Annotated in this window: 9 protein-coding genes; 6 read left to right on the plus strand and 3 right to left on the minus strand. The window is 29.5% G+C overall.

Going from position 1 to position 13596, the window contains the following annotated elements; all coding sequences use genetic code 11:
- Positions 1 to 1278 (minus strand): hydroxymethylglutaryl-CoA reductase, degradative, encoded by a 1278-nt coding sequence (locus Q0714_RS11170; protein ID WP_298265262.1) that lies wholly within the window; start codon positions 1276 to 1278, stop codon positions 1 to 3.
- A gap of 148 nt (positions 1279 to 1426) precedes the next feature.
- Here Q0714_RS11170 and Q0714_RS11175 point away from each other — a divergent pair, with 148 nt between their 5' ends.
- The 5 genes from Q0714_RS11175 to Q0714_RS11195 all read left to right on the plus strand — a co-directional run bounded on the left by Q0714_RS11175 (position 1427) and on the right by Q0714_RS11195 (position 9367).
- The gene (locus Q0714_RS11175) at positions 1427 to 3616 is read left to right on the plus strand and encodes a S9 family peptidase (RefSeq protein ID WP_298265036.1); all 2190 of its coding nucleotides are present in this window, start codon (positions 1427 to 1429) and stop codon (positions 3614 to 3616) included.
- 52 nt (positions 3617 to 3668) lie between these two features.
- Complete coding sequence (locus Q0714_RS11180; RefSeq protein WP_298265038.1) at positions 3669 to 5159, plus strand: peptide MFS transporter; 1491 nt, start codon at positions 3669 to 3671, stop codon at positions 5157 to 5159.
- 98 nt (positions 5160 to 5257) lie between these two features.
- The gene (locus tag Q0714_RS11185) at positions 5258 to 6706 is read left to right on the plus strand and encodes an MFS transporter (RefSeq protein ID WP_298265041.1); all 1449 of its coding nucleotides are present in this window, start codon (positions 5258 to 5260) and stop codon (positions 6704 to 6706) included.
- Between the two features lie 24 nt (positions 6707 to 6730).
- Positions 6731 to 8758, plus strand: a complete 2028-nt coding sequence (locus Q0714_RS11190; RefSeq protein WP_298265044.1) for a peptide MFS transporter — start codon at positions 6731 to 6733, stop codon at positions 8756 to 8758.
- 69 nt (positions 8759 to 8827) lie between these two features.
- Complete coding sequence (locus Q0714_RS11195; protein ID WP_298265048.1) at positions 8828 to 9367, plus strand: thioredoxin fold domain-containing protein; 540 nt, start codon at positions 8828 to 8830, stop codon at positions 9365 to 9367.
- A 9-nt stretch (positions 9368 to 9376) separates the two neighbouring features.
- Here the strand turns inward: Q0714_RS11195 and Q0714_RS11200 are convergent, their stop codons facing one another.
- Positions 9377 to 11404, minus strand: coding sequence for a ComEC/Rec2 family competence protein (locus Q0714_RS11200; protein WP_298265051.1), 2028 nt, complete (start codon positions 11402 to 11404; stop codon positions 9377 to 9379).
- 125 nt (positions 11405 to 11529) lie between these two features.
- On the opposite strand from Q0714_RS11200, the gene Q0714_RS11205 reads away from it, so the two are divergent.
- On the plus strand, positions 11530 to 12417 hold the full coding sequence (locus Q0714_RS11205) for a hypothetical protein (protein ID WP_298265053.1): 888 nt from the start codon (positions 11530 to 11532) through the stop codon (positions 12415 to 12417).
- A 51-nt stretch (positions 12418 to 12468) separates the two neighbouring features.
- Here Q0714_RS11205 and lpxB read toward each other — a convergent pair whose 3' ends face one another.
- Positions 12469 to 13590 (minus strand): lipid-A-disaccharide synthase, encoded by a 1122-nt coding sequence (gene lpxB, locus Q0714_RS11210; RefSeq protein WP_298265055.1) that lies wholly within the window; start codon positions 13588 to 13590, stop codon positions 12469 to 12471.
- Between the last annotated feature and the right edge of the window lie 6 nt (positions 13591 to 13596).

Below are 13596 nucleotides of genomic sequence, written 5' to 3' on the forward strand. Positions count from 1 at the left end.
TTAATTATCTCCTATTAATTTTTTATATGCTTCAACAACCGCATTATGAGTAATGGTTTTATTTTCAAAATAATTAATTAAAAACTGCTTTTCCTCTTCACTAGCACCTAACTGCTTTATAATGTTAGTTAAGTGCATTTTCATATGTCCTTTTTGAATTCCAGTAGTTGTTAAGGCTCTTAAAGCTGCAAAATTTTGTGCCAAACCAGCAACAGCAATAATTTCCATCAATTCTTTTGCGGATGGATTTCCTAATAATTTTAATGAAAGTTTAGATAGTGGATGTAAAGATGTTAATCCTCCAATGGTGCCAAGCGCTAATGGTATTTCAATCCAAAATTTAAAAACTCCATTTTCAATAGAAGCATTTGTTAAACTTTTATAAGTTCCACTTTTTGAAGCGTAGGCATGCGCACCGGCTTCAATAGCTCTAAAATCGTTCCCTGTTGCAATTACTACTGCATCAATACCATTCATAATTCCTTTATTATGAGTTACTGCTCGATGAGGTTCTGCATTGGCTATTTGAACAGCCTGTACAAATTTTTGAGCAAACAATTCAGCATTTTCTGCATACAACTCTTCTACTTTACAACTTACCTCGGCATAAACCAAACATTCTGGAACATAGTTTGATAAAATGCTCATCACTATTTGAATTCCTTCTTTTTCAAATTCATGAGCGATGGCTTCTAAACAAGAGTTGATAAAATTAGCGCCCATACTATCTACAGTTTCAAATGTGACATGAAGCTGATAGTAATTGGCTAATTCCGATGTTTTATCTCGAAGTTCAATATCTAAAATTCCACCTCCTCGATTTTTCATGTTTTGAGTAATGGTCTCTGTAGCTTTCAACAACTCTTCTTTTTTTTGATTAAAGTATGTTTGAAGTTCACCCTTATTATTTTGAAACATAAAATGGACCTGACCTACTTTTTTTGTAGAAATCACTTTTGCCTTAAACCCACCTCTAGTACTCCAAAATTTAGCAACCAAAGAGGCTGCAGCCACCACCGAACTTTCTTCAATTGCCATAGGGATTGCATAATCCTTTCCATTTATAAGAAAGTTTGGAGCAATTCCAAAGGGTACATAAAAATTAGAAATCGTATTTTCAATAAAATCATCATGTAAATCTTGTAATATTGGATTTGCATTCCAATATTGCATTAAAACTTGCTTCACTTTAATATCATTATCAAAAAAATTTGAAACTAACCAATCTATTTTTTCCAGTTTTGTAAGTTTTGAAAATCCATTTACGGTTTTGGGCATGGTGCTGTTTTTTTGTTTTGACAAAGATAATTTTTTTAAATATTAAAATTTAACAAATATCCTTTATGAGTACTTTTATGATTTTTTTCAGGTCCGTTTTGCGAAATTTTTCTTAAACTTGACACTTATTTTAAGAAATCATAATTTTATGAAAAAATTATTTATTCTATTTATTAGTATAACTTCCTTAGCAACAGCGCAAAAACAAGACATTTCATTAGAAGAAATTTGGAACGGCACTTTTAGCACCCAAAGAATGAATTCTTTAAATTCTATGAATGGAGATTTTTATTCCCTATTAAATTTTGATAGAAATTCACGCAGCACTTCAGTTGATAAATATAGTTATGCTACACTAGAAAAAGTAGAAACTATTGTTGATAGTAAAAACTTACAAGGTTTAAAATATTTTGAAAGCTATAATTTTAATAATGATGAAACAAAATTATTACTTGGTGTAGACTCAGAACCTATTTACAGAAGATCTAGTTTAGGAGTTTTTTACGTATATGATTTGGCTACAAAAAAGTTACAATTAGTTGATAAAGACAAAATACAAGAACCTACTTTTTCACCAGATAGCAAAAAAGTAGCCTACGCAAAAAACAATAATATTTTTATTAAAAATTTAGAAACCAATGAAATAACTCAGGTGACTTTTGATGGGAAGAAAAATTTTATTATTAATGGTATTTGCGATTGGGTATATGAAGAAGAATTTTCATTTGTAAGAGCTTTTGATTGGAGTGCAGATAGTACAAATATTGCATTTTTACGTTTTGATGAAACTGAAGTTCCAACTTTTTCAATGGATATTACAGGTAAAAACCTTTATCCAACACAACAAGTTTTTAAATACCCAAAAGCGGGTGAAAAAAATGCGGTTGTTACCTTGCATTTGTATAACATTTTTAACAAAAAAACTTCAAAAATAAATGTTGGTGATTATGAATACATTCCTAGAATAAAGTGGACTAATCAAGCTAATATTTTAAGCGTAACTACACTTAATCGCCATCAAAACAATTTAAATTTATACTTTATAAATGCTACCGATAATTCTGCTAAGGTTGTTTTAAATGAAACGGACAAAGCATATGTAGATATTCATGACAATTTAACTTTTTTAACAGACAATAGCTTTATTTGGACAAGTGAAAAGGATGGATTTAATCATATTTATCATTATTCAAATGAAGGAGTTCTAAAAAACCAAATTACAAATGGTGATTGGGAAGTCACTAATTTTTATGGTATTAATGAAAAAACAAAAACTCTTTATTACCAATCTGTTGAAGATGGTTCTATCAACCGAACAATTTATTCTATAAAATTAAATGGAAAAGATAAAAAAAGATTAACCAATGCATCAGGAACCAATTATGCCTCATTTAGTAAAAATTTAAATTATTTTATCAATACTTTTTCTGACGCTAATATGCCGCCTATATATACACTTCATAATGCAAAAGGCACAAAATTAAAAGAGGTATTAAACAATCAAAAACTTTTAGAAAAATTAAACACCTATAAGCTTTCCAAAAAAGAATTTTTTACCTTAAAAACTGAACATGGTGCGTTTAATGCTTGGATATTAAAACCTTCTAATTTTGATGCCAATAAAAAGTATCCGCTATTTATGACACAATATTCTGGCCCAGGTTCACAATCTGTTAGTAATAGTTGGAATGGAACTAACGATTATTGGTTTCAACATTTAGCTCAACAAGGTTATATTATAGTTTGTGTTGATGGAAGAGGAACAGGTTTTAAAGGTGCCGAATTTAAAAAATCAACCTATCTAAATTTAGTTAAATACGAAACTATAGATCAAATTGATGCTGCAAAAGAATTAGCTAAAAGACCGTATATTGATGCAAATGAAATTGGTATTTGGGGATGGAGCTTTGGAGGACATATGAGTACTAACTGCTTATTAAAAGGAAATGATGTTTTTAAAATGGCAATTGCAGTTGCACCTGTAACCAGTTGGCGATTTTATGACTCGGTTTATACAGAACGATTTTTAAGAACTCCTCAAGAAAATCCTGCAGGATATGATGAAAATTCTCCTATTAATTATGCTAATATGCTTAAAGGTAAATTTTTGTTAGTTCATGGAAGTGGGGACGACAATGTACACGTGCAAAATACCATGCGTTTAACCAATGCGCTGATTGAAGCAAATAAACCTTTTGAACAAGCTATTTATCCAGATAAAACACATGGAATATACAGAGGTAAAAACACAAGATTACATTTGTACAATAAAATGACTACTTTTATCAAAGAAAATTTAGGAAAAAAAGAACATACAATGAAGCCTTTTATAGATTAATAAGCTTCAAAAACTAAAAACTGTTTTAAATAATTTAATTTAAATAATCATTATGACAAATAATCAAATTAAGCAAGGACATCCACAAGGGCTAATGACGCTGTTTTTCTCTGAAATGTGGGAAAGAGTTTGTTACTATGGAATGAGAGTACTTTTAACACTTTATTTAGTAAAATCTTTAATGAAAGGCGATGCGGATGCGGCTTTAATTTATGGAGCATATACTGGATTGGTTTATGCTGCTCCAATACTTGGGGGTAAAATGGCTGATAAATTTTTGGGATATAGAAATGCCGTTTTATTAGGAGCTATTTTAATGGCTATTGGTGAGTTTTTAATTTTAGGAGGTTCTGAACAATTTTTAATGATTGGTATGGGAGCACTAATTATAGGTAATGGTTATTTTAAAGCAAATATTTCTACAATTGTTGGTAAATTATATGAAGATGGTGATCCAAGAAGAGATTCTGGATTTACTATTTTTTATATAGGAATTAATATTGGAGCACTTTTAGCTACAACCGTTATTGCATACGTTGGTGAAACTTATGGTTTTAAATATGGCTTTGGCTTAGCAGGTATTGGTATGCTTTTAGGACTTATCATCTTTTGGACAGGTAGAAATAATTATGCAGCTGCAGAAGGATTAGGTTTTACCGAAGAAGGTAAGCAAAAAGTTTTTGGACCTTTAAACAAAGCACATATGGTCGGAATTTTATCGTTACTTTTAATCCCAGTGTGCTATTTTTTAATACTTCAAAATAGTTGGATGGACTATATTTTAATTGGTCTGTTTTTATTTATTTCATTTACATTAATCAAAGCAGGAATTACCGCAGACGCTGAACAAAAAGTTTCTATTTGGAAAGATAGAATGATAGCTTTATTAATTTTTATGATTATTAACATTACCTTTTGGGCTTGCTTTGAACAAGCAGGAACTTCATTAACATTGTTTGCTGACAGAAATGTTGATAGAAGTATTTTTGGCTGGGAAATGCCTGCATCTATGACCCAGTTTTTTAACCCATTCTTTATTATTGTTTTTGGTTCAATATTTTCAGTAATGTGGGTAAAACTTGCTAACATAGGTAAAAACCCAAGTATTCCTTTAAAATTTGCTTTCGGAATTTTACAACTGGCATTAGGGTTTTTAGTAACTAATGTTGGTTTACAATTTGTAAATGAAGCTTATCAAGTACCTTTAATTACGTTAGTAGTTCTTTATCTATTGCATACAACTGGTGAATTATTCTTATCCCCAATTGGATTATCAATGGTAACTAAACTATCTCCGAAAAATATTGCTGGTACTGCAATGGGAGCTTGGTTTTTAAGTTTTGCAATTGCTAATTATGTCGGAGGTAAAATTGCTTCATTAACTGGAGGGCATAGTGATAGCGGACAAGTATTAACCGCTGCAGAAGGTTTAGATAAATACATCTCAATCTTTTCAACTATTGGATTTGTATTAATTGGTATTTCATTACTGATTATAATTTTTAACAAACCTCTAAAAAAATTAATGCACGGAGTAGTTTAGGACTTATTTAACTAGTTAAATGTTACAAAATATATAATATAACTTTAAAAAGCTCAAATACATGTGATTTGGGCTTTTTATATAAATAAATTTACAATATGAAATTTACACAGGTTTTTAAGAAGTTTCCAAGAGCATTTTGGGTAGCGAACACTATGGAATTGTTTGAACGTTGGGCATGGTATGGATTATTTGCTGTTTTAGCATTATACTTAACCAATTCAACTGATGACGGTGCTTTAGGATTTACTCAAAGTCAAAAAGGTAGTATTATGGGTACTGTAACTGGTATTCTTTATTTATTACCATTAATTACAGGAGCTATTGCTGATAGAATTGGTTATAAAAAAGTATTGATTATTGCATATATAATCCTTGGCTCAGGATATTTCTTTATGGGTGAAGTGTCTTCTTACGGATTGGTTTACTTCGCTTTTTTATGGGTTGCATTAGGTGCTGCTTTATTTAAACCTGTTATTTCTGCTACAATCACAAAAACTACTGATGATGAAACTTCATCTATTGGTTTTGGTATCTTTTATATGATGGTTAACATTGGTGGTTTTATTGGGCCAATATTCTCATCAAAATTACGTGAAGCTTATGGTTGGAAAATTGTTTTCCTTATGGCTGCATCTGCAATAGCTGTTAACTTAATTTTAGTATTATTCTTTTATAAAGAACCTGAAAGAGAAAAGTCAACCGAAAGTTTAGGAACTACTTTAAAAAAGTCATTAACCAATATAGTTACAGCTTTAGCCGATAAAAAGCTAACCTTGTTTTTATTAATTATGGTTGGCTTTTGGACCATGTTTAATCAACTTTTTTATACACTTCCAAACTTTATAGATCAATGGGTAAATACCAGTGTAATTTATGATTCTATCGCTAATATTTCTCCAAAATTAGCAGCAGCTATAGGAACCAAAGATGGAACAATTGCACCAGAAATGATGGTAAATTTAGATGCTGGAGCAATTATACTTTTTCAAATACTAATTTCTACTTTAGTAATGCGATTTAAACCACTTAATGGTATTATTTCTGGTATTATTGTTAATGCTATTGGTATTGGATTGGCATTTAGCACTGGCAATGGCTTCTTTGTAATTCTTGGTATCTTCATTTTTGCATTAGGTGAAATGGCAAGTTCTCCAAAATTTACAGAATATGTTGGTAAAATTGCTCCAAAAGGTAAAGAAGCACTATATATGGGGACTTCATTTTTACCTGTTGCCGTAGGAAACTATGTTACCGGGTTTTTATCTGGAGATGTGTACCAAGCTTGGTCAGATAAAATAAGCCTATTACAAACTGAAGTTGCCAAACGTGGTTTAGAAATTCAAGAAATTGGAGATGGGTTTTCTCAAAACGATTATATTGCAAAAGCAGGTGAATTAATGGGGATGACCAACCAACAATTAACAGATTTTTTATGGACAAGTTACAACCCCTCAAAAATTTGGATGCTATTTAGTGCCATTGGTATTGGAACTGTTATCTGCTTGTATTTATACGATAAATTTATTATTGGAACTGTTAAATAATCTTAATTACCATCACTTATCAATATGAGTAAATCTAGAAACGAATTTTTCGACACGCAAGTCTTAGGGCACCCCTCGGGTCTTTTTGTATTATTTTTTACCGAAATGTGGGAACGCTTTTCATTTTATGGAATGCGTGCCTTATTGGTATTATTTTTAGTAAGTGCCTTGGGAATTGGGGGCTGGGATTGGCCTCGAGAAAATGCATTAGCATTGTATGGTACTTATTTAGCTTTGCTATATTTAACTCCAATAATTGGTGGAACTTTAGCCGATAAATATTTAGGAAATAGAAAAGCAATTATTATTGGTGCTTTAATTATGACTTTTGGTCACGCAAGTATGGCAATAGAAACTCCTTTCTTTTTATATTTAGGATTAGGTTTATTAGTTATTGGAACTGGTTTTTTTAAACCTAATATGAGTTCATTTATCTCTATTCTTTACAAAGATTTTCCAGAGAAAAAAGACGGCGCGTATACTATTTTTTACATGGGAGTTAATGCAGGAGCCTTTTTAGGAATTATGCTGTGTGGCTATTTAGGTGAAATTTTAGGTTGGAGTTGGGGATTTGGATTGGCAGGTATTTTTATGCTACTTGGATTGTTACAATTTACATTAGCACAAGGTATTTTTGGAGAAGCAGGAAGTAAACCTAACAAAGACAATAAAAAAATTGAAGCTGATGACCATACCGAAATTGAAGATAAATTAAACCCTTTTACATTAATTGATAAAATAATAATCGTAATTGTAGCAGCTCTAGGTTTAACATGGGTTATTAATGATCCTCTTTCTAAAATTGGAGAGGTAAACTTTTTAGAGTTTGGAGGGACAGATTATTCAGGTCAAACCATTTTAGTAACTCTCGTTTTATTTGTCTTTTTACTTGGATCACGTATTGTAAGATACAGTAAAATAACTCGTGATAAAATGATTGCAGTAGTCATTTTTGCATTCTTTATTATCTTCTTTTGGGCATCATTTGAGCAAGCTGGTGGATCAATGAGTATTTTTGCTAAAGATTATACTAGTAGAATATTATCTGGAAATTCCGCCTTAATTTTTAATATTGTTGATGTCATTATAACCGTAGTTCCAATTGCCATTATTACTTGGGTCTTATTTTTATTATTCCGTCAAACTTTTAAAAAATATTTGATTTCTAACTTAATTTTAGGATTTAGTTTTGTATTAATTTGGGGAATTGTTGTTTGGAAAATTTACAATAATTTCAACACCTATTCTTATGAAATTTCATATCAAACTTATCAAATATCTGAGACAAATAATCAAGGTAAAGAAACTACTAAAACATACGCTATAACTGCAAATACAAAACTGCCAGAAAACGCTGTTTTAGTTGACAATACCACAGTGATTAGATCAGCCAATGATTTTGTGAAAAATGATAAAATAGCTATTATTGATATTGATAAAAAAGGAGTGAACTACAAGTACCTAACAGACGAACAAGCTGAATTAATTGATACCAATATTTCCGCAACTATTATTAAGAAAAAAGAAAATGAAATTCAAATTCCTGCTACATGGTTTTTAATTTTAAACTCTTTATTTATCATTGCATTTGCACCACTATTTTCTAAATGGTGGGAAAGCAAATACAATCCTAAACCCGCTAACAAATATGCAATAGGGCTCTTTTTCTTAGGAATTGGTTTTGCCTTTTTAGCCTATGGTGCTTCGGGCATACCTCAAGGTGCTAAAACAGCTTCTGTAAGTATCGTTTGGTTAATTCTTGCATATCTTTTCCACACTCTAGGCGAACTTTGTGTTTCTCCTGTAGGTTTATCATATGTTAGTAAATTAGTACCTGCTCGTATGATTGCCTTTATGTTTGGTGTTTGGTATTTAGCTTTGGCAATTGGAAACAAAACATCGGGTAAAATGGGTTCAATGATTGATGATATCACCGCTAAGTATGACATTTCAACTTTCTTTTTAATATTTACATTTGTTCCAATAATTATTGGGATTATTGCGCTGTTATTAAACCCTGTATTGAAAAAACTAATGCATGGTGTTAAATAAATTTAAAGTAAAGTGTAATTTTTAAAAAAACTAATCGTCAAACTAAAAAATAGAATTTAAAATAGTTATATGAAGAAATTAATTATAGTAATAATAATGCTTTTGAGCATTACAACCTATGCCCAAAAAATAAATTGGATGAGTTTTGAAGAAGCGTTAACCGCTCAAAAAACAACTCCAAAGAAAATTTTTGTTGATGCTTATACTACTTGGTGTGGACCTTGCAAAATGCTAGATAAAAACACCTTTCAAAATAAAGATGTTGTAAAGTATATTAATGATAATTTTTATGCCGTAAAGTTTAATGCTGAAGGAAATGAAGTAGTAAATTTTAAAGGCGAAACTTTTACCAACCCAAATTTTGATTCTAATAAAAAAGGAAGAAATAGCTCTCATCAATTATCTGGATATTTAGGTGTAAGAGCTTACCCTACTATGTTATTTTTAGATGAAGAAAATAATTTAATAACACCCGTAGTAGGTTATAAAACACCTCAACAATTAGAATTATTTTTAAAGCTGATTAAAAAAGAAGATTATAAAAACATCAAATCGCAAGAAGCTTTTACGGAATATGCCTCCAACTTTAAACCTGAATTTAAAGAGTAATTTAAAAGCTTATCCTCTTAATATAAAAGCTCCTTTTTGCATGGTATTGTAAAAAGGAGTTTTGTTTTTTAAACAAGTTTCTTCCCAATTTTTCACAAGGTTTTTATAATTGGATCCATCTGCAATTATTAACTTAGGGTGTAATGTATTTAACAAACGCTCTAAATTAATTTTTGGGGAATATTGTAATAAAATAGCCGTTGGTTTAATCGTTTCAATATTATAAATTCCTAAGCTATCCACAGCTAAAACTGTTGTATTTAAAAATTGATAAAAATTTCTTGGCGCTTGAACTTTCAACTTATGCATCCCAGCTTCTATAAGATAGGGCTTTACTGGATAATTTTCTTTAGAAATTGAATCCTTAGAGAATAAAATGATATCATCTCCATAACGCTGAACAATAATACCTGATTTTATTTTATTAAAAACAATAAATTCATTGGTGGTTTCAAGTTGTTGTTTTTCAAGCAATACAACTATTTGAAAAACTATAACTGAAAAAAGAACAAATTTAAAACGAATTACTGATTTTTTTTCTTGCCATTTAACAAAAAGAATTATAACTAAATAACTGGCGAGCATTGCGCTGAATGAAAATGGAATATTTTTAAACAAAAATGTTTCTTGATGAGCAATCCAGCTCACAAAAAAATTCATCTTCTGTATAATTAAAATATAAAAATCTCCTACAATAGAAGGTAAAATATTTAAAATAGCACAAACAATTATAATAACTCCTACTATTAAAATTACTCCTAAAAAAGGAATAATTACCAAATTAGAAATAAAAAACAAGCTTGGAAACTGGTGAAAATAATACAAACTTAATGGTAATACACCTATTTGTGCAGCTATTGAAACTGTAAACAACTGCCAAATTTTTCTCAATATCCATACTTTTGAAATCCATATATTAAATAATTTAGGCTGAATCCACACAATAAAAAATACCGCTAAATAACTTAATTGAAAACCTACTTCAAACAAATAAAAAGGATGAAAAAGCAGCAAAAAAAACATTGAAATTATTAAACTGTTGTAAACATTTGAAGGCCTATTTAAATACATTCCAATAGTAATGGCAGTAAACATTGCAACAGCTCTTACAACCGATGGAGACAAGCCTGCTATAATTGCATACATCCACAACAATAGTATAATTATTACAGCAGTCAAAGTTTTACCATGTTTAAAATAACTAATAGGCTTAAAAATAAATGTTAACAACATTAATATAATACCAATATGTAAACCAGATACAGCCAAAATATGTATGGCACCAGCACCTGTATAACTTTCCAATAAACTTTCTGAGATATCTTGTCTTTGACCTAAAATTAGGGCATTTACAACTGCCAATTCATCATTTTTAAACCCATATTTTTTTAATGATTTTATAATTTTTATTCTAATTTTAGCAACAATATTTTTTAAGGTAATATTTGTTTTTGCAATGGAAAATAGTTCTCTTTCAGAAATAATAATTTGATGATTGATTTGTTGATTCTTCAAATAGTTTTTATAATTAAACTCATACGGGTTTAAAGGCTTTTTTATTTCTTTTAAACCAGAGTTAACTATAAATGTATCACCAACATTCAAAATTACATTTGAAGAATCTCTTTCCAAATTAACCAAAATTTTCCCTAAGGTTATTTGATTATTTACTTGTAGAATTTCAGCTTCATATTTATCATAAAACATCGTAGGTTTAAGAACCTTTTTAATTGTAATGACTTTCTTAGATTTTTGATTTTTTGAAGACTTGGTATAAACTGAATAGTGATTGTTTTTATGGCTTTCAGTACTTAAAACTATGGCATTAATTCCTATAAAAAAAATTGCTAAAAAAGCTGCAATGGAAAACTTAATTGAAGGGAAGTACCGTTTATTTTCAAAATAATAAACTATCGCTAAAATTAATATTGCAAAAAAATTAAGTAGTGTTATTAGTTGGGGTTGGATTATAAAATATTTACCAACCAAAATGCCCAACACCAAAAATATGGTTAATTGAAAAGGTACAAATTTCAAAAACTTTATCATAGCGATATAAAACTACAAAATATTTTGAACTTGTAACAATAGTTACAGAATGACTTATATCAGCTAAGTGAAATTCATTATAAAGTAATTTTGAGTAATTAATAATCAAAATTATGAAGAACTTAATTTTTAGTAGTATCACAATTATTTTAATGACATTTACCGCCTTTGGACAAGAGGTAGCACCATACATAAAAGTGGGAGAGTCTAGTGAATCTATGCAACAAGTAACTGAAAAAGTTACACAGGCTTTACAAAATAATTCATTTAATATTATAGGAAATTATAGTCCTTCAAATAAAGCTAGATTAAAGGTACTTGTATTTACTAGAACAGACTTAAAAAACACGGTAGTGAAAGTCACTGATAGAGGAGCATTAGCTGCAGCTTTTAAAATTGGATTAGTACAAGAAAATGGAAAAATTACAATTTCTTACACCAACCCTGATTATATTTTAAGAGCTTATCTTGGAGACAACTACAACACTTTTAGTAGCACTTTTAAAAAGTTTAACTCAGATTTAAAATCTTCACTATCCAGTATTGGAGTAGAATTTAAACCTTTTGGTGGGGGTTTAAAAGCTGATAAATTAAAAAAATATCATTACAAAATAATGATGCCTTACTTTACAGATCCAATAACTTTAAATGAATTTTCATCTTTTGAAGAAGGATTAAAAACCATTGAAAATAATTTAAAAGCAAAAAAAGGGCAAACAGTTGAAGTGTATAAAATTGTATATAAAAATGAAAAGGTTGCAGTATTTGGAATTGGATTGCAAAATAAAGAAGAAGGTGAAAATCATTTTTTACCAATAATTGGTGAAGGCCATATTGCTGCAATGCCTTATGAAATTATTTTACAAAATAAAACAGCAACTATGTTACACGGTAAGTATAGACTTGCCTTACATTGGCCTGAGTTGACTATGGGTACATTTATGAAAATTATGAGCACACCTGGAGATATCGAAGATGCTCTAGAAGCTGTTTGTAAATAAAATATTACAACATTTATTATTCAATTAATTATCTAGAAAAGCTCTGAAATATTAATTTATTTCAGGGTTTTGTTTTATAATTAATTCTGCCACTTTTTTTGAAGCTCCTTTACCTCCTAATTTTTTTTCCAATTCAAAATACTCTAAAAAAAGTTGATTTCGTTTTTTTGTCTCTAAAATTTTGTGAAGTTCACTTTCTAATCTAATTTCATTGCAATCATTTTGAATAAGTTCCGTAACAACCTCTCTTTTCATAATTAAGTTTACTAATGAAATAAATTTTAAATTTATCAATCGTTTTCCAATTTGATAAGAAATCCAACTTGTTTTATAACAAACAATTTCAGGAACTTTAAAAAGCGCTGTTTCTAAAGTTGCAGTTCCAGAAGTTACAATAGCTGCGTAAGAAATTGACAATAAATCATAGGTTTTATTTCCAATAAATTTGACATTATCTTTAGTTATAAACTGCTGATAAAACTTATAATCTTGACTTGGAGCTCCAGCAATTACAAATTGATAACCTTCAAACTTTTCCACCATTTTCAACATTACAGAAAGTAATTTTTTTATTTCTTGCTTTCTACTTCCTGGCAATAACGCTATAATTGGTTTGTTAGACAGGTGGTGCTCTTTTCTAAACTTAATTTCATTTACTTGAGCTCTACTTGCAATTGCATCAATTAGTGGATGACCTACAAAATGAACTGGAAATTGATGTTTAATTTCATAAAATTCTTTTTCAAAAGGTAAAATCACATACATTTCATCAACATCACGCTTTATTTTTTTTATGCGATTTTCTTTCCAAGCCCAAATTTGAGGTGAAATATAATAGAGAACTTTTATGCCTTCTTTTTTTGCAAATTCAGCAATTCGCATGTTAAAACCTGGATAATCAATCAATATTAAAACATCAGGTTTAAATTGTAAAATATCTTTTTTACAAAAATTTATATTTTTAAAAATAGTTCTAATATTCAATAAAACTTCCACAAACCCCATAAACGCCAAATCGCGATAGTGCTTTACTAAAGTTCCTCCAACTTGCTGCATTAAATCACCTCCCCAAAATCTAATTTCAGCTTTAGAATCATTTACAAATAGTTCTTTCATTAAATTTGACCCGTGTAAATCACCAGAAGCTTCGCCTGAAATTATGTAATATTTCATTATAAA

The sequence above is a fragment of the uncultured Lutibacter sp. genome (assembly GCF_947493565.1).
GTDB classification, from domain to species: Bacteria; Bacteroidota; Bacteroidia; order Flavobacteriales; family Flavobacteriaceae; genus Lutibacter; species Lutibacter aestuarii.

Coding starts and splice junctions, on each gene's coding strand:
- Q0714_RS11170 (WP_298265262.1), bottom strand. CDS start 1,278: ATGCCCAAAACCGTAAATGGATTTTCAAAACTTACAAAACTGGAAAAA.
- Q0714_RS11205 (WP_298265053.1), top strand. CDS start 11,530: ATGAAGAACTTAATTTTTAGTAGTATCACAATTATTTTAATGACATTT.
- lpxB (WP_298265055.1), bottom strand. CDS start 13,590: ATGAAATATTACATAATTTCAGGCGAAGCTTCTGGTGATTTACACGGG.
- Q0714_RS11180 (WP_298265038.1), top strand. CDS start 3,669: ATGACAAATAATCAAATTAAGCAAGGACATCCACAAGGGCTAATGACG.
- Q0714_RS11175 (WP_298265036.1), top strand. CDS start 1,427: ATGAAAAAATTATTTATTCTATTTATTAGTATAACTTCCTTAGCAACA.
- Q0714_RS11190 (WP_298265044.1), top strand. CDS start 6,731: ATGAGTAAATCTAGAAACGAATTTTTCGACACGCAAGTCTTAGGGCAC.
- Q0714_RS11195 (WP_298265048.1), top strand. CDS start 8,828: ATGAAGAAATTAATTATAGTAATAATAATGCTTTTGAGCATTACAACC.
- Q0714_RS11185 (WP_298265041.1), top strand. CDS start 5,258: ATGAAATTTACACAGGTTTTTAAGAAGTTTCCAAGAGCATTTTGGGTA.